Source organism: Pseudomonas sp. SAS7 (assembly GCF_052112345.1).
Lineage (GTDB): Bacteria > Pseudomonadota > Gammaproteobacteria > Pseudomonadales > Pseudomonadaceae > Aquipseudomonas > Aquipseudomonas putida_Q.
Window position 1 is genome coordinate 95,614 of sequence record NZ_JBEGGO010000007.1, and the last position, 17,071, is coordinate 112,684.

The following is a 17,071-nucleotide window of genomic DNA, read 5'->3' on the forward strand; positions in this document are numbered from 1 at the left end:
GTGCGGGCCTCTTCGCGGGTAAACCCGCTCCCACAGGAAAATCACCGCCCCAGGGTTCTGTGATAACCCTGTGGGAGCGGGTTTACCCGCGAAGAGGCCCGCACAGGTATGCGCATCCAGGAGCCCCGCATGCCCCCGCGTCACCCCCGCCTGCCCCTGAGCCTGCTCAGCCTGGGCCTGGCCCTGCACTGCCCCCATGTGCTCGCCGAAGATAGCGTGGTGCTGGCCCCACTGCAGGTGTCCGACACCTATGCCAATGACGGCTACCAGGCCCGCCAGGCAGCGGTGGCCGGCTTCCAGGCGGCGCCCTTGCTCGACACCCCCGCCTCGGTCAGCGTTTTCAGCCAGCAACTGCTGGAAGACCGCCAGGTGCGCAAGCTCAGCGAAGTGCTGCAAAGCGATGCCTCGGTTGGCGAAAGCTATGCCCCCATCGGCTACTACGAAAACTTCAACGTACGGGGCTTCGAGCTGAATGCCGCCAGCAGCTACCGCATCAACGGCCAGACCATCGTCGGCGAGCAGAACGTGGCCCTGGAGAACAAGCAGCAGGTCGAGTTGCTGAAGGGCCTGTCCGGGCTGCAAAGCGGTGTGTCGGAACCGGGTGGCCTGGTCAACTACGTGACCAAGCGCGCCGAGGATGTGCGCAGCCTGACGGTGTCGACCAACGAACAAGGCGAACGCTACCTGGCCACCGACCTGGGTGGCTGGTTCGGCAGCGAAAAACAGTTCGGCCTGCGCGCCAACCTCGCCCATGAAGACATCCGCTCCTACGTCGACCACGCAGATGGCAAACGCGACTTCGCTTCGCTGGCCTTCGACTGGCAGATCAGCCCGGATGCCACCCTGCAGCTGGACGCCGAATACCAGCACCGCGAACAGCGCTCGGTGCCGGGTTATCAACTACTAGGTGGCACCGAAGTGCCCCACGGCATCGACCCTGACGACCGCCTGGCTTACCAGGATTGGGCAAAGCCTGTGCAAAACGACTCGCTGAACCTGGGCGGGCGCTTCGAGTACCGCTTCAACGAGGCCTGGACCGGCACCTTGAGTGCCTCGCGCAGCAAGGTGGTGATCGACGATTACAGCGCGTTTGCCTGGGGCTCGAGCGAAGGCGCGTTCTTTGGCAGCAACGGCGACTACGACATCTACGACTTCCGCAGCCCCGACGACACCCGCCGCACCGATGAAGCACAGGCCATGCTCAACGGGCACTTCGATGCGCTGGGCGTGAGCCATGAGCTGACCGTGGGCACCAGTGCGCAGCGGCGCACGCTGGATCAGCGCCCGTACTACAACGAGTGGCTGGGCACTGGCAACATCTACACCGGGGCCCCTGCCTTCGATCCGTCCGACAACCCCGTCGGCGCCAGTGAACGCCGACTGGACAGCCGCCAGTATGGCCTGTTCGTCAGCGACCGCATTAGCTTCAACGAGCAATGGCAGACCGTGCTGGGCGCCCGTGAAGTACGCCTGGATGAAAAGACCTGGGACGAGAACGGTGTTGCCGGGCGCCATACCCGCCAATACGAGTTGCTGCCCAATGCTGCACTTATCTACAAGCCGCAGCCAGACACCACGCTATACGCTAGCTACGCCAAGGGCCTGTCTGCCGGCGGCACGGCACCCTGGTTTGCCAGCAACGCCGCCGAAATCCTCGCGCCCACGGCTTCACACCAACTGGAACTCGGCCTCAAGCACGACTGGCAAGGCGTAAGCTTCAGCGCCGCGCTGTTCCAGATCCGCCAGGCCTACCAGTACGCACGCCCGGACGGTGCTGGCAACTTCACCTACGTGCAGCAGGGCCAGCAGAAAAACACCGGCCTGGAGCTGGGCGCCAGCGGCTGGGTGAGCCAGAACCTGCAAGTGCAGGCCAGCGCCGCAGCCATTCGTGCGCGGGTGAAGAACAGCGGTACTGATGCCTATGAAGGGCACCAGGCGATCAACGTGCCCAAGTTCCGGGCGGCGCTGCAGGCGCAATACTCGCTGCCGGTACCGGGCTTGGCACTGCTGGGCGGGGCGCGTTACAGCGCCAGCAATTATGCGAGCCAGGCGGGGAACGTGGAGGTTGGCGGGTATACCGTGTTCGATGTGGGGAGCCGGTACCGTACGCGCATCGGCGGGTATGACACGGTGCTGCGCCTGACCGTGGATAACGTGTTCGACAAGCGTTACTGGCGCGATGTGGGGGACTACCTGGGGGATAACTATCTGTTCCAGGGCGCGCCGCGTACCGCTCGGCTTTCGGCCTCCGTCAGCTTCTAGGTTTGTTGGGGCTGCTTTGCAGCCCATTCGCAGCACGAGGCTGCTCCTACAAGGGACTGCGCCAGTTGCAGGGCTCGCGCCCTCCTGTAGGAGCAGCCTTGCGCTGCGAATGGGCCGCAAAGCGGCCCCAATGGCCCTGAAAACAAAAAGCCCCCGTGCTTTTCAGCGCGGGGGCTCTTCGTAGAATGTGGCGGTGAAGAAGGGATTTGAACCCTTGATACGATTTCTCGTATACACACTTTCCAGGCGTGCTCCTTCGACCACTCGGACACTTCACCGTTTCTCTTCAAGCCTTGCGGCCCGTCGAGGTGCGCTAATTTAGTGAAAGACATTCCCTTTGGCAAGCACTTTTTTCAAATTTTTCATGTATTTGCATTTGGACCGCGGTGAACACTGACCGACCAGTCAGCCTTGCTGCTTTACCTGGCCTCTGGCGCTGGGTAACGTCGTCGCCACGCCAACAAAAGGACTCTGCCATGAGCGAGCTGATTACCTACCACGCCGAAGACGGCATCGCCACCCTGACCCTGAACAACGGCAAGGTCAACGCCATCTCGCCGGACGTCATCACCGCCTTCAACGCCGCGCTCGACCGCGCGATCGAAGACCGTGCAGTGGTGATCATCACCGGGCAGCCAGGCATCCTGTCGGGTGGTTACGACCTCAAGGTGATGACCAGCGGCCCGAAAGAGGCCATCAGCCTGGTCACCGCCGGCTCCACCCTCGCCCGCCGCCTGCTGTCGCACCCGTTCCCGGTGGTGGTTGCCTGCCCGGGCAATGCCGTGGCCAAAGGTGCCTTCCTGCTGCTGTCGGCCGATTACCGCATTGGCGTCGAAGGCCCGTACAAGGTGTGTCTGAACGAAGTGCAGATCGGCATGACCATGCACCATGCCGGTATCGAACTGGCCCGCGACCGCCTGCGCCGCTCAGCTTTCCACCGCTCGGTGATCAATGCCGAAGTGTTCGACCCGCACGCGGCGGTTGATGCCGGCTTCCTCGACAAGGTGGTGCCGGCCGAGCAGCTGCAAGAAGCGGCACTGACAGTGGCGCGTGAATTGAAGAAGCTGAACATGCTGGCGCACAAGAACACCAAGCTGAAAGTGCGCAAAAGCCTGCTGGAGGCGCTGGACAAGGCGATCGAGCTAGACCAGCACCATATGGGCTAATAATCGACTTCCCCCCTGCGCTCACGGTCCCTGTAGGAGCGGCCTTGTGCCGCGAAAGGGCCGCAAAGCGGCCCCAGCAATCCTTGCAGCGAAGCTGGAAATGTGGGGCCGCTTTGCGGCCCTTTCGCGGCACAAGGCCGCTCCTACAGGGAAAGTGGGCGCAGCACCTGAATTTGCCCCAACCAGTGCACACCCGTACACTCCGGCGACCGTCTGGTGTGAGTCGTACCATGCTTTATTCCTTGCGCATGCTTCTGCTGGCGCTGCATTTCCTTGTGGTTGGCGCTGTGGGCCTGGTCATTGGCCTGTGCCGCCCCTTCAACCCCGACAACAGCCGCGTATTCGCCCACCTCTACAGCCGGCCGGCTACCTGGCTGCTGCGCATCAAGGTCAAGGCTGAGGTCGGCCCGCTATGGGACCAGCCCCCCGGTTGCGTGATCATCGCCAACCACCAATCCAACTTCGACCTGTTCGTACTGGGCCAGGTTGTACCACAACGCACCGTGGCCATCGGCAAGAAGAGCCTGGGCTGGGTGCCGCTGTTCGGCCAGCTGTTCTGGCTGGGCGGCAACGTGTTGATCGACCGCAAGAACAGCTACCAGGCGCGCAAGGCGCTGCAGAAAACCACCCGCGTGCTGCAGGACGACACCTCGATCTGGGTATTCCCAGAAGGCACGCGTAACCCTGGCGAACACTTGCTGGCATTCAAGAAAGGCGCGTTCCACATGGCCATCGAGGCGGGTGCGCCAATTGTGCCGGTGTGCGTCAGCCGCTACGCCACGCGCATGAACCTGAACAGCTGGCGCCAGCGCACGGTCGTGGTGCGCTCGCTGCCGCCCATTGCCACCGCCGGCATGACTCAACAGGACATTCCGGCGCTGATCGAGCAGTGCCGGGTGCAGATGCAGCAATGCATCGACCGTATGGAACACGAGCTGGCCTGAAGCGGGTTGCTCTTGGGCCGGGTACGGCCCAAGCTGTACCCCGTGTTCAACCGGAATAAGCGGGCAACCATGGGTCGAGTCGTGGCATCGGCGGTGTATAGCGCCGGCAGAAAAGTCACCAACATCAGCATCGACGAAGGCAGCGAGTGGGCGCGCAAGCCGGGGCACTTTGTGTGGATCGGCCTGGAAGAGCCCAACGCCGAGGAGCTGGCCAACCTGCAATGCCAGTTCAACCTGCACGAACTGGCCATCGAAGACGCCCTGGAAAAGCACAGCCGGCCCAAACTGGAAACTTTTGGCGACGCGCTGTTCATCGTCACCTACTCGCCAGTGCGCCACGAAGGCAAGCTGGAGTTCATCGAAACCCATATCTTTGCCGGCAACGGCTACATCATCACCTGCCGAAATGGCCACTCCAAGTCCTACGCCCTGGTGCGGCAGCGCTGCGAGGCCCGGCCACTGCTGCTGGAGCACGGTGAAGACTTTGTGCTGTACGCCCTGCTCGACTTCGTCACCGAGAACTACCAGCCGGTCAGCGAGGCCATTCATGGCGAGATCGAAGAGCTGGAGCAAAGCGTGCTCGGCGGTTCGTTGCAGGAAGACGACATCCGCCGCCTGCACAGCCTGCGCCGCGACATCCTGCGCCTGCGCCGCTATGTGGCGCCGATGGTGGAGATAAGCGAGGAGTTGCAGCGCCTGAGCTTCCCGTTTATCGACAAGAACATGCGCCCGTATTTTCGTGACGTGCAGATCCACGTGACACGGCAGATGGAAGACCTGGTCAGCATCCGCGATATCGCCAGCCAGACCATCGAGATCGGCATGCTGCTGGAGTCGTCACGGCAGAGCATCGTGCAACGCAAGTTCGCGGCCTGGGCGGCGATCCTGGCGTTCCCTACGGCGATTGCCGGGATTTACGGGATGAACTTTCAGAACATGCCGGAGCTGGGGTGGCACTACGGGTACTTCGGGGTTCTGGGGGTAATCGTGCTGGGGTGTACGGGGCTGTTTGCCAGCTTCAAGAAGTCTGGCTGGCTCTGAGATTGCCGGGGCCGCTTTGCGGCCCATCGCGGCACAAGGCCGCTCCTACAGGGATCGCGATCAATCTGTAGGAGCGGCCTTGTGCCGCGATGGGCTGCGCAGCAGCCCCCGGTCATCACGCTGCGTTATCTTTACTCGCCGGCTGCTGGACAAAGCGCATCATCCACTCCCCCACCAGGTCGCCCTGGTGCTCGGTGGCCAGGCTGGCCACGGCCTTGTGGTACACCTCATCCCCCAGGTACTCCTGACGGGCATCCAGCAGCGCGCGGGAATAGTCGTGCACGAACTCCGGGTGGCCCTGGAAGCACAGCACCTGGTCACGAATGTGGTACGCCGCATTCGGGCAGAAATCGCTTGAAGCAATCACCGTGGCGCCTTCCGGCAGTTCGGTCACCTGGTCCTGGTGGCTGATCAGCAAGGTCAGCTCCGACACCTCCGGGTCCATCCACGGCGCATGGGCCGCCAGCGAGTAGCGATGGATGCCCACGCCCCAGCCCTTCTCTGCCCGCTCGGCCTTGCCACCCAGGGTCAACGCCAGCAACTGATGGCCAAAACACACACCCAGCAGTTTCTCGCCACGCTCGTACAGCTTCAGCAAGTAGGCCTTCAGCGTCTGGATCCAGGCATCGGTACCGAACGAATCGGCCTTGCTGCCCGTCACAAGGTAAGCATCGAACACTTCATTGTCGGCGGGGTAGTCGCCGTGCATCACGTTGTAGACATAAAATTCGGCGGCGATCGGCTGACGCGAGAAGAGCTGCTCGAACATCCTGCCGTAGCCCTGGTACTGCGCCGTCAACTCCGGTCGCAGGACATCGGTTTCAAGGATGCAGATGCGTAACGACATAGGGGTAGTCCTGAACGACATGGGTGGGAATCTGCTGTAGAGACTGACGCGAAAGACACGTACAAGCAAGTAGGCTGCACTGACGAACGGTCACATTTCATCGGTACGCATCTGGCACCTGCGCCACTGTCTAGTCAGAGGATGCCAGCCGGATGGCACATGGCCTCATAGCTATTGGAAATCGCCGAACCACACAATTAGAACAAAGGGTTCTCAAACATGCATCACACACACCCTACTGTTGGTTGTATATCCACTTTCAGGAGGCAGGAAGTTCAGGCGCCACGCGGCGCCACTGTGATCGACCCGAAGCGCGACAAGGAAGCCAACGGGTATTCAGGAATAACAACAAGAAGGCGGTCCGCCATGTTCAGACAATCGAAAATTCGCCAAGCTGGGCTCATTCTCTTTGCCACCACTTTGCTGTTGATCTTGCCGAACCTGACACGTTTGTTCGGCTGACAGCGGCGGTGGCGCCAACAGGCATCGCACAGGTAACCTGCCGGCCCTGATAGTCGGAGATTGCCCATGCGCCACTGCCTTGCCCTGTTTGCGTTGTTCCTGAGCCTGCCGCTGTCGGCGGCGCAACTGCACCTTGAACTGGGCGCCAGCGCGCGCGAGTGGAGCAGCGCCGAGTTGCTCGGCCACCCACAGGCCCAGGATATCAACGTCGATCAGGATGTTTCCTACAAGCGCCCCATGCACTATCGGGCGGTGCCGTTGGCCACGCTGCTTGTAGGCGTGAGCCCCAGCGATCACCTGCAAGCTGTGGCACTGGATGGCTTTGCCGCCGAAATGCCCGCCGCACCGCTGCTGCAGCAAGGGCCGGCACGGGCCTGGCTGGCCGTGGAAGACGCCGACAAGCCGTGGCCCGCACTGGGCAAGGGCAAACCCAGCGCGGGGCCGTTTTATCTCGTGTGGACTGAACCCCAAGCTAGCGGCATCCGCCCGGAGCAGTGGCCATTCCAGATTTCTACCCTTCGTAAACTGGCCACAGTCGAAACCCGGTTCCCGGCCTTGCTGCCTGACCCGAAATTGCCAGCCGACAGCCCCGTGCGCCAGGGCTTTTCCCTGTTTCAGCAAAACTGCATGGCGTGCCACCGCCTGAACGGTGCCGGAGATGCGCAGATGGGGCCGGATTTGAATGTGCCGCACAACCCGACCGAGTATTTTCAACCGGGTTATTTGCGCCAATTGATTCGCGACCCGCAGAGCCTGCGGCAGTGGCCACAGGCGAAGATGCCGGGGTTTAGTGAAAGTGTGCTGAGTGAACAGGAGCTGGATGCGTTGCTGGCCTATCTGGGGCATATGGCTGGGCGCAAACCGTAAGCGCAGCGTGTGCTTTTTCGCGGGCTTGCCCGCTCCCACAGGATCACCACAGGGCTAAACATTGTGAGATACCTCTGGGAGCCCCGCGAAAAAGGCAACGATACCTTCAGGCGGTCTGCCGTTCGTGCTTGACGCCCCACCCTTCCACCTCCCCCCCATAAGGTGTCACCAGCTGCTCAAAGGTCTCTTCAAAGTCGCCAATACCGCCGTAGGTGGCGTACATGACCTTGCTCAGTTCCAGGTGCCAGGCACCGTCGCCCAGCTCTTTCACCTGGGCATTGAGCGATTCGCCACGAAACTGCCCCGCGGCACGGCGTGCCCCTGCTTCGTCGGGGAATACGGCATAGAACTCGATGGGGTGGATCTGGGTGAAGTCGAAACCGCCTGCTTTCATCTGGCGCAGGACGTTGGTGCTGATATCGTCGTTCTGGCTGCTCATGAATCGTCCTCCTGAATAAAGCAATGGATAGACTTTCCGTGCACTACGCACCTGCCGGCAATCAATGGCCGAACAGTTCGAGCTGATGCAAGACGCGAATTGAAACGGCGCCAACCCGCAGAATAGGCAGGCACCTTTCATCATCGTAGCGCCTGAACAGGCGCCACGCAAACGTGTGGGTCAAGGCGCTTCGTGGATGCTGGTGATGGTCACCCCACTATGCTCCTTGAGCCAGCGGGCGGTCGGGGAGATGGTGCGGTCCTGGAAGTCGTTGAGGTCCAGCTCGTCCATTACCGGGAACAGTTGCGAACGAATGGCCCGCGCGGCTTCCTCTTCGCTGGGGCGCAGCTCAGCCCGCAGCACTACGGTGGACGGTTCGCCTTTTTGATCGGCAAAAGTGACTTCCCACTCTTTCATTGAACAAGTCCTCCCAATCCAGAGACACCAAGGTGTGATGCCTGATCAACTGACCTTGGGGCTGGGAGAATGTTCAGTCTGTAAGGGCCTCTTCGCGGGGCAAGCCCGCTCCGACAGAGATATCAACGGCGGGATTGCGATGATATCCCTGTGGGAGCGGGCTTGCCCCGCGAATGAGCCGCAAAGCGGCCCCTTTTGCAGCCTTACTTCGGTGTGCCGTGTACCACACCGGCAGTGTTATCCAGCAGGCTCTTGGTCGCCGTCTGGATATACGCTTCCAGCTTCTTCAGCATTTCCGGCTGGTCCGGGCTTTCGATCAGCTCGGCCTTGAACTCGCTGCCCAACTGGTAGCGATACATGCGCGGGGTCATGTCCTTGGACTCGATCAGGATGCGGTCGCCCTGCACCAGGCCGACGATCTGCTCGCTGCCCGAAGGCTTGATCATGCCCATGCCCTGGTCACCCTCAGGCAGGTTGAGCAGGTCGCGGCCCCAGCACTGGTGGCGGGCCTCGCCACCCAGGCGGCCCATGATGGTCGGCACGATGTCGACCTGGGTGCCCACGGTGTGGTTCACCGCGCCAAACTTCTCCTGAATGCCCGGGGCAATCAGCAGCAGCGGCACGTTGAAACGGCCCAGGTCCAGCTCGGTGACTTGCTGGTGGTTGCCAAAACCATGGTCGCCGACGATGACGAACAGTGTTTCCTTGAAGTAAGGCTCTTTGCGCGCCTTCTCGAAGAACTGGCCCAGCGCCCAGTCCGAATAACGCATGGCAGTGAGGTGCTCGTCCAGGCGGCCTTGCCCGGTGACCTTCTCGACCGGCAGGTCCTTGGGCAGCGCGTACGGGGTGTGGTTGGACAGCGTCTGCAGCAACGCGTAGATCGGCTTCTTGCCGTCGTGCTTGGCCAGCTCCTCGTTGCCGCGGTCGAACATGTCCTGGTCGGACACGCCCCAGGTCGGGTCGGAGAACACCGGGTTGACGAAGTCGTTACGGCCGATGAAGGTGGTCATTCCCTGGTTGCCGAAGAACCCGGACTGGTTATCCCAGGCAAAATCGCCGTTGTAGACGTAAACGTCGTCGTAATCGCGGGCGCTGAGCAGTGCCGGCAAGCCAGACAGCTTGTGGCCACCTTCCGGGGTCTGCATCAGGTATTCGAAGCCTGGCAGGTTGGGGAAGCAGGCCATGGTGGCGAACATGCCCTGGTGGGTATGGGTACCGTTGGAGAAGAAGCGGTCGAACAGCAGGCCTTCTTTGGCCAGCTTGTCGAAGTACGGGGTGATGTTGTTGGGGCTGCCCAGCGCGCCCACCGAGTGGCCGGCGAAGCTCTCCATCAGGATCACCACCACGTTCTTGATCGGCAGGGTGCGCTCGGCCGGCGGCACGAAGTCGCGGCGGATGGCAGCCTCGTCGGCATCGACCAGTGTATCGTGGGGGGTCAGCAGCTGCTCGCGCACGCTTTGCGTGGCCACGTTCTGCTCCAGCACCGGCTTCCAGATGTTGGCGCGGTCTTCGCCGAAGCGGCTCTTGGCGGCGTCGATCAGGGTCAGGGTGCCGTTCAGGCCCAGCTGGTTGACGAAGTTGGAGTCGGTGGTAAAGGCATCACCCCAGCGCATTGGCGGGCCTTGACGCAGGGTGCCACGGGCAGCGACCACGGCCACCAGCAAAATCACCATGAACACCGCCACGCGTTTGTACCACGGGGCAACGCGGTGCAGGCCATCGCCACGGGTGGCGCGGTCGATCCCTTTGAACAGCAGGCTCAGCAGCCAGGTGCCGAAGGCCCAGGCCAGCAGGTAGCGCACCACCGGGAAACCGTACCAGAGCATGCTCATGACGGTTTTAGGGTCTTCCTTGATGTACTGGAACACCAGGCCGTTGAGCCGCTGGTGAAACTCGCGGTAGAAGTCCATTTCCATCAGGCCAAGGAACATCACCACGCTCGAGGTGAGGGTCAGCCAGAAGCGGAACACGCCACGCCGGGCCATCGCCCAGGGGCTGAGGATGGCCAGCAGCAGCGGAATGCTGAGGTAAACCACTACCCGCAGGTCGAAGCGCAAGCCGTTGAGGAAGCCTTCGGCGACAGTCGAATAAGGGGTATCGCCGATCATGTCGCTGTTGTAGACCAGCAGCGCCAGGCGCACCAGGCTGAGCATCAGCATGATCACCAGGCCGCTGAGCAGCGTGTAGGCCAAGTGGGATTTCAGGGTCGGCGAAAACGACGTTCGCGCGCCCTGTTGCTTCAAGGCGTCCGTGTTAGCCATGAATGGGAAGGTCCTAGGATTGCGGTTTGCGAAGAGGCGCTGGTGCTAGACCAACGCAGCATTGTGCGGGTGCGGATTCTGTTTAAACCAATGTGAAAATTTTGTCACGGCCCCATTACCGCTTATGTCGGTTTCACCGGCCGCTTCCACCATGAGCACCTCACAGGGTTCAGATGCGCACGTTCCCCCGCGGCCCGGCAATCGCCCAGATCACCAGCCCCACCACCGGCAGCAGTGCGATCAACAAGATCCACAACACCTTGATACCCACCTCGCTGCCGCTCTTGATCACATTGAGGATGGCCCAGATATCCAGCGCCAGAATGATCAGCCCGACCAGGCTGTTGAATGTAGACCCCATGCTTAAACTCCTTGCCCAGAGGCTTTGCTCCACAGCATAGCCAGCTATCGCACCAATAGAAGGGAATCCTTGGCCGTCGGCGCAGGTCCCTGAGTAGACTGACTGCAATAATTGATTCGAGGTTCGCATGCCCCCCGCACACAGCCAAAGCGCCGCCCCTTCTTCACTGCTGCACGCCTGGCGCCAGCAGGTTGCCAACACCCCTTGGCTCAGTGCCGGCCTGGGGTTGAGCCTGCTGGCTGTGATCGCACTGCTGGCCGCCAGCTTCTGGAACGCGGTTAACGGCGACCACGCCGACAACCTGCACTTGGCCGTGCTGGGCGGGTTGTCCGGCTTTGGCGCCACCGCGCTGGGTGCGGTGCTGGCCGTGGTGCTGCGCGATGTCAGCGCCCGCAACCAGGATGTGATGCTGGGTTTTGCCGCTGGCATGATGCTGGCGGCCAGTTCGTTCTCGCTGATTCTGCCGGGCCTGGACGCCGCCCGCGAGATCACCGGCAACGGCCCGGCTGCGGCCTTTACCGTGGTGCTGGGCATGGGCCTGGGCGTGCTGCTGATGCTGGGCCTGGACCGTTTCACCCCGCATGAGCACGAAAGCACGGGCCCGTGCGGCCCGGAGGCCGAGCGTATCAGCCGGGTGTGGCTGTTTGTGCTGGCGATCACCCTGCACAACCTGCCCGAAGGCATGGCGATTGGGGTGAGCTTCGCCAACGGCGACATGAACATTGGCCTGCCGCTGACCAGCGCCATCGCCATTCAGGACATCCCTGAGGGGCTGGCCGTCGCCCTGGCCCTGCGCGCCACCGGGCTGTCGAACATGAAAGCTGCGCTGGTTGCGATAGGGTCTGGGCTGATGGAGCCGCTGGGGGCGGTGATCGGGCTGGGGATCTCGACCGGGTTTGCCCTCGCCTACCCGATCAGCATGGGGCTGGCCGCGGGGGCGATGATCTTTGTGGTAAGCCATGAGGTGATCCCCGAAACCCACCGCAACGGGCACCAGACGGCGGCGACCCTGGGCTTGATGGGTGGGTTTGCGGTGATGATGTTTCTGGATACCGCGCTGGGCTGAAGCTGAACACCGGCCTGTGGGACCGCGCCTGGCTTTAAATGTGTACAGCGACTTTCAGGGCTTCCAGGGCCGGCTCGACCTTGATGCCCAGCTCGGCGCCAAGCTCCAGCACCCGCGCCAGGTCGTTCTGGCCCACCATCACCACCTGCAGCTCGTCATCCAGCAACTGGCTGAAGTTGAGCAACACATACCCACCGGCCTCTTTGTTCAACGCGCCCATCTGCACCTGGATGCGGTTGAGCGCAGTCAGTGGCTCGGTGCGGGCCAGTTGCTTGGGCTTGAGGGTAAATGGCACGCTGCTGTCGAACGAGTCGCTGATCTGCTGGAACAGGTCCTGATAGCTGTCAGCCTGGAACACTACAGTGTCCGGCAGGCTGCCCAGCACCACCCATTCGCCCAGCGGCATGGGGAAGCTGTCGTCATAGTTGATGTCGGGGTTGGCGGCCAGGAAAGCGGCTGGATCGGCGTAGGCCTGGGCGGCTTCGTCGGCGATGCGCTCGATGTCGGCCTCACGCATGCAGCCGGCGCCAATGAGGCTGATGAATTCGAGCAACTGAGTTTTCATGAAAGGGGCCTGCGACGGGTGAAAAGTCGCCAAGGATAGCCGCAAATGCCCCCTGGCGGTTAGCCGGCCAGCGCTTGCAGGCGCGCGGCAGTGTCGACTGCGCCCATGGTTTGCGCGGCCATCAGCGCGGTGGCGCCGCGGGCATCCTGGCGCGCCGGGTCGGCGCCCTGGGCCAGCAGGTATTCAAGGATTTCGCTACGGTTGAACATGGCCGCCAGCATCAGCGCGGTGCGCCCGTCCTGCGCGGCGGCGTCCACCGGCACGCCATGCTCCAGCAGCAAGCGGATCATGGCCAGGTCACCCTTGAAAGCGGCTCCGGCAATGGGCAACTGGCCATTGTCGTTGGCAATCAGCGGGTCGGCACCTTGCGCCAGTAGCACGCGCACCGCCTCGTGGTGGCCGTGGTAGCTGGCCAGCATCAGCAGCGTGTCGCCCTTGTGGTTGCGCAGGTTGGCCGGCAGGCCGCTGGCAAGCAGGCGGCCGAGCATTTCGGCATCGCCCTGGCGGGCACGTTCGAACACTTGCTCGGCGAACGCAGCGGTTTCGTCATCGGTCATGGTGGCTGGCGCGGTTTGGGTGGACATCGGGAACCTCCTGGCATAAATGATTGCCCAAGTGTTTGTCAGGCACGCCATTGTGGTCAAAGGTTCAGATTCTATAGGGCCCATAGGTAAAGCCGGATCCGTGCAAAATGCACTGTGCAAAATGCACGACCATGCAACCTGCACGGTGAAGCCGCCGCAAGCCCCCCGTAACAGCCTGTATTTACTGAGTTTTTCCGAATTTCAAGTTCTGGCACGGTCGCTGCAACCATCAACTCATGTCTGCCACACCACAGTCAGGAGTTGATATGGACCTCATCCAGCAAAAGTTCGTTTCGGTATTTCCGGCCTATCAGGTGAGCACCCAGGCCCGCCCTGATGGCGGCGTGCTGTTGACCCTGCGTGCAGCTGACAACAAGGTCACCCGCCGCGTGCTGACCTATGCGCAACTGCACAATGCCGAGCAACTGTCCTGGGCGATCAGCGCCATCCGCCGTGACCTGGCTGAACAGGCCAGCGAGTTGCCAGTGATTACCATGCTGCAGAGCCAGCAACGGTTTGCCTTGCCGACCTATCGCTGAGTTTTTTGTTGCCTGATCTGGCCTCTTCGCAGCACAAGGCTGCTCCTACAAGTGAACGCGATCGCCGACCGGACGCGATCTCCTGTAGGAGCAGCCTTGTGCTGCGAAGAGGACGGCAAGGCCATCAGAACTGGTCAATCCCGAAAAACGCCCGCGCAGTCACATCCCCGGTAAACCGCGGCTGCATCGCCTCCTCGCTACCGTAGAGGCGCAGCGCCAGGCAAAACGGCGTATCGCCCAACTCTACCCAGCGCCGCGTCCCAGCCGGCACCACCAGCTGGTCACCCTTCTCGCACAGCACCGAATACACCCAGTCGCCCAACCGCAGGCCAACCTGTGCACGCCCGCTGATCACGGCAAACACCTCTTCCGCGTCATGCACATGCTCATCGCGTACATCGGCCTGCACCGGGGCTTCACCGTCACGGTTCAACAACACGTAGGCCTTGCTGCCATGTGCCGTCATCAACTGGTCCAGATGCTCACGGCATACGTCCAGCACCTCGTCTTGCGCTGTGCCGGGCCGCACCCGCAGGCCATGCTCGCGGTGGGTAAAACGCACACCATGTTCGGCCAGGGTGGCGGCGATGTCCTCGTGGTGGGTCAGCACCTTGTTCGGCAGTTCCGGGCTGGCGGGGTGGAAAACGCTGAGAATGCTCATCAGGGGCGGGTCCTGGTCGATTGCGAACAAAGGGCAATGATAACGGCTGCAGCCAAGGCTGCGGCACTGGCCATACCAAAGGTGAAGGTGGGGCCCAGCAATTTCCAGCTGTAGCCCGAATACAACGCGCCCAGTGCGCCGCCAGTGCCCGACAGCGCCGCGTACAACGCCTGGCCCTGGCCCTGCTGGCGGGCGCCGAAACTGGCCTGCACGAAAGCAATGCTGGCAGCGTGGAAGCAGCCAAAGGTAGCCGCGTGCAGCAGCTGGGCGAAGATCAGCACAGCCGGTTCCTGGGCCAGGTTGCCGAGCAACAACCAACGCAGCGCCGCCAGCAGAAAGCTGACCAGCAATACGCGCTGCACACTAAAGCGCGCGAACAGCCGACTCATGACCATGAACATGAGCACCTCGGCCACCACCCCCAGCGCCCATAGCAGGCCAATGGCACTGCGGCTGTAGCCCAGATGCTCCAGGTGCAGGGTAAGAAAGGTGTAGTACGGCCCATGGCTGAGCTGCATCAGCGCCACACAGGCGTAGAACGCGATCACCCCCGGGGCACGCAACTGCTGCACAAAGCCACCCGCGCCGCTGCGCTCGCCCTGCTCCACCGGCTGGGCGTTTGGCACCCACAGGCTGGCGGCGACAATACCGGCCATGATCGTGACCAGGGCCACGGGATAGATATCCAGGCTCAGCCATTCGAACAGGCGGCCCAGGCCGACCACCGTCAGGATGAAGCCGATAGAACCCCACAGCCGCACCTGGCTGTAGCGCGCTGTTTGCCCGTGCAGGTGGGCCAGGGTGATGACCTCGAACTGCGGCAGCACCGCATGCCAGAAGAATGCATGCAGGGCCATTACCAGCGCCAGCCAGGCATAGCTTTTGCCAAAGAAGATCAGGGCGAAGGTGGCCAGGGTAGACAACGCGCCCAGCCGCACGATCAGCAAGCGCTGGCCGGTACGGTCGCCCAGCCAGCCCCACAGGTTGGGGGCGATGCAGCGCATCAGCATGGGGATGGCCACCAGCTCGCCGATGCGCGCCGGGGAGAAGCCCAGGTGGTCGAAGTACAGCGCCAGGAAGGGGGCGGTGGAGCCTAACAAGGCGAAGTAGAAGAGGTAGAAGCTGGACAGGCGCCAGTAGGGGATGGGTTGCATGGATTTACCGTCTGAACCGGCACCCACCTGTAGGAGCAGCCTTGTGCTGCGAAAGGGCCGGTGTCGCCATAGAGAAGTGTGCTTGCTGCACCGGCCCTTTCGCAGCACAAGGCTGCTCCTACAAAGAGCGGGCCGGCGCGAGCAACAAGGTCAGAGCTGGCCCAGCACCGGGGTGGTTACCTTCACATCGGCATTCTGCGCGCGGTGGCGCAGCAGGTGGTCCATCAGCGCGATGGCCATCATCGCCTCCGCGATCGGCGTGGCGCGGATGCCCACGCACGGGTCGTGGCGGCCTTTGGTGATGACGTCCACCGGGTTGCCGTCGACGTCTATCGACCGGCCCGGGGTGGTGATGCTGGAGGTCGGCTTCAGCGCCAGATGGGCAACGATCGGCTGGCCCGAAGAAATGCCGCCCAGGATGCCGCCGGCGTTGTTGCTGAGGAAGCCTTCCGGGGTGAGCTCGTCACGGTGCTCGGTGCCGCGCTGGGCCACGCTGGCGAAGCCGGCGCCGATTTCCACGCCCTTGACCGCGTTGATGCTCATCAGCGCGTGGGCCAGTTCTGCGTCCAGGCGGTCGAAGATCGGTTCGCCCAGGCCCGGCATCACACCCTCGGCCACCACGGTGATCTTGGCGCCCACTGAGTCCTGGTCACGGCGCAGCTGGTCCATGTACGCCTCCAGCTCCGGCACCTTGTCCGGGTCGGGGCTGAAGAAGGCGTTCTGCTCCACCGATTCCCAGGTCTTGAACGGGATTTCGATCGGGCCCAACTGGCTCATGTAGCCACGTACGGTGATGCCCTGGCTGGCCAGGTACTTCTTGGCGATGGCACCGGCAGCTACGCGCATGGCGGTTTCGCGGGCCGAGCTGCGGCCACCGCCGCGGTAGTCGCGGATGCCGTACTTGTGATGGTAGGTGTAGTCGGCGTGGGCCGGGCGGAACAGGTCCTTGATGGCCGAGTAGTCCTTGGACTTCTGGTCGGTGTTACGGATCAGCAGGCCGATCGAGCAGCCGGTGGTGCGGCCTTCGAACACGCCGGAGAGGATTTCTACCTCATCGGCTTCCTGGCGCTGGGTGGTGTGCCGGCTGGTGCCAGGTTTGCGCCGGTCCAGGTCGTGCTGCAGGTCGGCCAGGGAAATTTCCAGGCCCGGTGGGCATCCATCGACAATGGCGACCAACGCCGGGCCATGGCTTTCGCCAGCGGTGGTGACAGTGAACAGCTTGCCGTAGGTATTACCGGACATGGACGCTCCGCGAGTTCTGCCTGAAATGGACGAAAGCGGCAGTATACAGATGGTTGGGCTGCCTGTGCGGGCCTCTTCGCGGGTAAACCCGCTCCCACAGCTACCCTACATACCCAAAAGACTGTGCGGTCCCTGTGGGAGCGGGTTTACCCGCGAAAGGGCCTGGCCTGCCATGCGCAGAACCTTCCCGCAA

The 17,071-nt window shown here is 62.5% G+C and carries 17 protein-coding genes and 1 tRNA gene; 7 read left to right on the forward strand and 11 right to left on the reverse strand.

Annotation, left to right across the window (positions count from 1 at the left end):
• Positions 1-129 precede the first annotated feature (129 nt).
• Positions 130-2,262 carry a TonB-dependent siderophore receptor gene (locus tag ABI582_RS13160; RefSeq protein ID WP_442119384.1) on the forward strand — a complete coding sequence of 711 codons (2,133 nt, stop codon included), beginning with the start codon at positions 130-132 and terminating at the stop codon, positions 2,260-2,262.
• Positions 2,263-2,450: 188 nt separating this feature from the next.
• Here ABI582_RS13160 and ABI582_RS13165 read toward each other — a convergent pair.
• Positions 2,451-2,540: transfer RNA gene (locus ABI582_RS13165), tRNA-Ser, on the reverse strand.
• A 198-nt stretch (positions 2,541-2,738) separates the two neighbouring features.
• On the opposite strand from ABI582_RS13165, the gene ABI582_RS13170 reads away from it, so the two are divergent.
• The 3 genes from ABI582_RS13170 (at position 2,739) to ABI582_RS13180 (ending at position 5,413) form a co-directional block, all read left to right on the forward strand.
• Entirely contained in the window at positions 2,739-3,428 is a 690-nt protein-coding gene (locus ABI582_RS13170; protein ID WP_442119385.1) for a crotonase/enoyl-CoA hydratase family protein, read from the forward strand.
• Positions 3,429-3,658: 230 nt separating this feature from the next.
• Entirely contained in the window at positions 3,659-4,372 is a 714-nt protein-coding gene (locus tag ABI582_RS13175) for a lysophospholipid acyltransferase family protein (protein ID WP_442119386.1), read from the forward strand.
• A gap of 69 nt (positions 4,373-4,441) precedes the next feature.
• Positions 4,442-5,413 (forward strand): magnesium and cobalt transport protein CorA, encoded by a 972-nt coding sequence (locus ABI582_RS13180; RefSeq protein WP_026034663.1) that lies wholly within the window; start codon positions 4,442-4,444, stop codon positions 5,411-5,413.
• A 115-nt stretch (positions 5,414-5,528) separates the two neighbouring features.
• On the opposite strand, the gene ABI582_RS13185 is transcribed toward ABI582_RS13180, so the two are convergent.
• On the reverse strand, positions 5,529-6,260 hold the full coding sequence (locus ABI582_RS13185; protein WP_338746467.1) for an amidotransferase: 732 nt from the start codon (positions 6,258-6,260) through the stop codon (positions 5,529-5,531).
• Between the two features lie 528 nt (positions 6,261-6,788).
• Between ABI582_RS13185 and ABI582_RS13190 the strand changes: the two genes are divergently transcribed.
• Complete coding sequence (locus ABI582_RS13190; RefSeq protein ID WP_442119387.1) at positions 6,789-7,589, forward strand: c-type cytochrome; 801 nt, start codon at positions 6,789-6,791, stop codon at positions 7,587-7,589.
• Positions 7,590-7,695: 106 nt separating this feature from the next.
• Here the strand turns inward: ABI582_RS13190 and ABI582_RS13195 are convergent, their stop codons facing one another.
• The 4 genes from ABI582_RS13195 to ABI582_RS13210 form a co-directional block, all read right to left on the reverse strand.
• Entirely contained in the window at positions 7,696-8,028 is a 333-nt protein-coding gene (locus ABI582_RS13195) for a ribonuclease E inhibitor RraB (protein ID WP_016500954.1), read from the reverse strand.
• Positions 8,029-8,208: 180 nt separating this feature from the next.
• Positions 8,209-8,445 (reverse strand): hypothetical protein, encoded by a 237-nt coding sequence (locus tag ABI582_RS13200; protein ID WP_174370872.1) that lies wholly within the window; start codon positions 8,443-8,445, stop codon positions 8,209-8,211.
• Between the two features lie 203 nt (positions 8,446-8,648).
• Entirely contained in the window at positions 8,649-10,706 is a 2,058-nt protein-coding gene (locus ABI582_RS13205) for an LTA synthase family protein (protein ID WP_442119388.1), read from the reverse strand.
• 169 nt (positions 10,707-10,875) lie between these two features.
• On the reverse strand, positions 10,876-11,067 hold the full coding sequence (locus ABI582_RS13210; protein ID WP_012271091.1) for a PLDc N-terminal domain-containing protein: 192 nt from the start codon (positions 11,065-11,067) through the stop codon (positions 10,876-10,878).
• A 127-nt stretch (positions 11,068-11,194) separates the two neighbouring features.
• On the opposite strand from ABI582_RS13210, the gene ABI582_RS13215 reads away from it, so the two are divergent.
• Complete coding sequence (locus ABI582_RS13215; RefSeq protein WP_258655677.1) at positions 11,195-12,133, forward strand: ZIP family metal transporter; 939 nt, start codon at positions 11,195-11,197, stop codon at positions 12,131-12,133.
• Positions 12,134-12,167: 34 nt separating this feature from the next.
• On the opposite strand, the gene ABI582_RS13220 is transcribed toward ABI582_RS13215, so the two are convergent.
• Both ABI582_RS13220 and ABI582_RS13225 read right to left on the reverse strand, forming a co-directional pair.
• Complete coding sequence (locus ABI582_RS13220; RefSeq protein WP_338746461.1) at positions 12,168-12,698, reverse strand: hypothetical protein; 531 nt, start codon at positions 12,696-12,698, stop codon at positions 12,168-12,170.
• A 59-nt stretch (positions 12,699-12,757) separates the two neighbouring features.
• Positions 12,758-13,282, reverse strand: coding sequence for an ankyrin repeat domain-containing protein (locus tag ABI582_RS13225; protein ID WP_338746460.1), 525 nt, complete (start codon positions 13,280-13,282; stop codon positions 12,758-12,760).
• 266 nt (positions 13,283-13,548) lie between these two features.
• Between ABI582_RS13225 and ABI582_RS13230 the strand changes: the two genes are divergently transcribed.
• On the forward strand, positions 13,549-13,821 hold the full coding sequence (locus ABI582_RS13230) for a DUF3509 domain-containing protein (protein WP_338746459.1): 273 nt from the start codon (positions 13,549-13,551) through the stop codon (positions 13,819-13,821).
• A gap of 124 nt (positions 13,822-13,945) precedes the next feature.
• Here ABI582_RS13230 and ABI582_RS13235 read toward each other — a convergent pair whose 3' ends face one another.
• The 3 genes from ABI582_RS13235 to aroC form a co-directional block, all read right to left on the reverse strand.
• The gene (locus ABI582_RS13235) at positions 13,946-14,482 is read right to left on the reverse strand and encodes an oxidase (protein WP_442119389.1); all 537 of its coding nucleotides are present in this window, start codon (positions 14,480-14,482) and stop codon (positions 13,946-13,948) included.
• Entirely contained in the window at positions 14,482-15,636 is a 1,155-nt protein-coding gene (locus ABI582_RS13240) for an MFS transporter (RefSeq protein ID WP_442119390.1), read from the reverse strand. Before ABI582_RS13240 ends, ABI582_RS13235 begins: the two co-directional genes overlap by 1 nt.
• A gap of 150 nt (positions 15,637-15,786) precedes the next feature.
• Positions 15,787-16,878, reverse strand: coding sequence for a chorismate synthase (gene aroC / locus ABI582_RS13245; protein WP_338746456.1), 1,092 nt, complete (start codon positions 16,876-16,878; stop codon positions 15,787-15,789).
• Positions 16,879-17,071 lie beyond the last annotated feature (193 nt).

Excerpts from the sequence above, each read along its gene's own strand:
- ABI582_RS13160 (WP_442119384.1), top strand. The coding sequence starts at position 130 with ATGCCCCCGCGTCACCCCCGCCTGCCCCTGAGCCTGCTCAGCCTGGGC.
- ABI582_RS13170 (WP_442119385.1), top strand. The coding sequence starts at position 2,739 with ATGAGCGAGCTGATTACCTACCACGCCGAAGACGGCATCGCCACCCTG.
- ABI582_RS13175 (WP_442119386.1), top strand. The coding sequence starts at position 3,659 with ATGCTTTATTCCTTGCGCATGCTTCTGCTGGCGCTGCATTTCCTTGTG.
- ABI582_RS13180 (WP_026034663.1), top strand. The coding sequence starts at position 4,442 with ATGGGTCGAGTCGTGGCATCGGCGGTGTATAGCGCCGGCAGAAAAGTC.
- ABI582_RS13185 (WP_338746467.1), bottom strand. The coding sequence starts at position 6,260 with ATGTCGTTACGCATCTGCATCCTTGAAACCGATGTCCTGCGACCGGAG.
- ABI582_RS13190 (WP_442119387.1), top strand. The coding sequence starts at position 6,789 with ATGCGCCACTGCCTTGCCCTGTTTGCGTTGTTCCTGAGCCTGCCGCTG.
- ABI582_RS13195 (WP_016500954.1), bottom strand. The coding sequence starts at position 8,028 with ATGAGCAGCCAGAACGACGATATCAGCACCAACGTCCTGCGCCAGATG.
- ABI582_RS13200 (WP_174370872.1), bottom strand. The coding sequence starts at position 8,445 with ATGAAAGAGTGGGAAGTCACTTTTGCCGATCAAAAAGGCGAACCGTCC.
- ABI582_RS13205 (WP_442119388.1), bottom strand. The coding sequence starts at position 10,706 with ATGGCTAACACGGACGCCTTGAAGCAACAGGGCGCGCGAACGTCGTTT.
- ABI582_RS13210 (WP_012271091.1), bottom strand. The coding sequence starts at position 11,067 with ATGGGGTCTACATTCAACAGCCTGGTCGGGCTGATCATTCTGGCGCTG.
- ABI582_RS13215 (WP_258655677.1), top strand. The coding sequence starts at position 11,195 with ATGCCCCCCGCACACAGCCAAAGCGCCGCCCCTTCTTCACTGCTGCAC.
- ABI582_RS13220 (WP_338746461.1), bottom strand. The coding sequence starts at position 12,698 with ATGAAAACTCAGTTGCTCGAATTCATCAGCCTCATTGGCGCCGGCTGC.
- ABI582_RS13225 (WP_338746460.1), bottom strand. The coding sequence starts at position 13,282 with ATGTCCACCCAAACCGCGCCAGCCACCATGACCGATGACGAAACCGCT.
- ABI582_RS13230 (WP_338746459.1), top strand. The coding sequence starts at position 13,549 with ATGGACCTCATCCAGCAAAAGTTCGTTTCGGTATTTCCGGCCTATCAG.
- ABI582_RS13235 (WP_442119389.1), bottom strand. The coding sequence starts at position 14,482 with ATGAGCATTCTCAGCGTTTTCCACCCCGCCAGCCCGGAACTGCCGAAC.
- ABI582_RS13240 (WP_442119390.1), bottom strand. The coding sequence starts at position 15,636 with ATGCAACCCATCCCCTACTGGCGCCTGTCCAGCTTCTACCTCTTCTAC.
- aroC (WP_338746456.1), bottom strand. The coding sequence starts at position 16,878 with ATGTCCGGTAATACCTACGGCAAGCTGTTCACTGTCACCACCGCTGGC.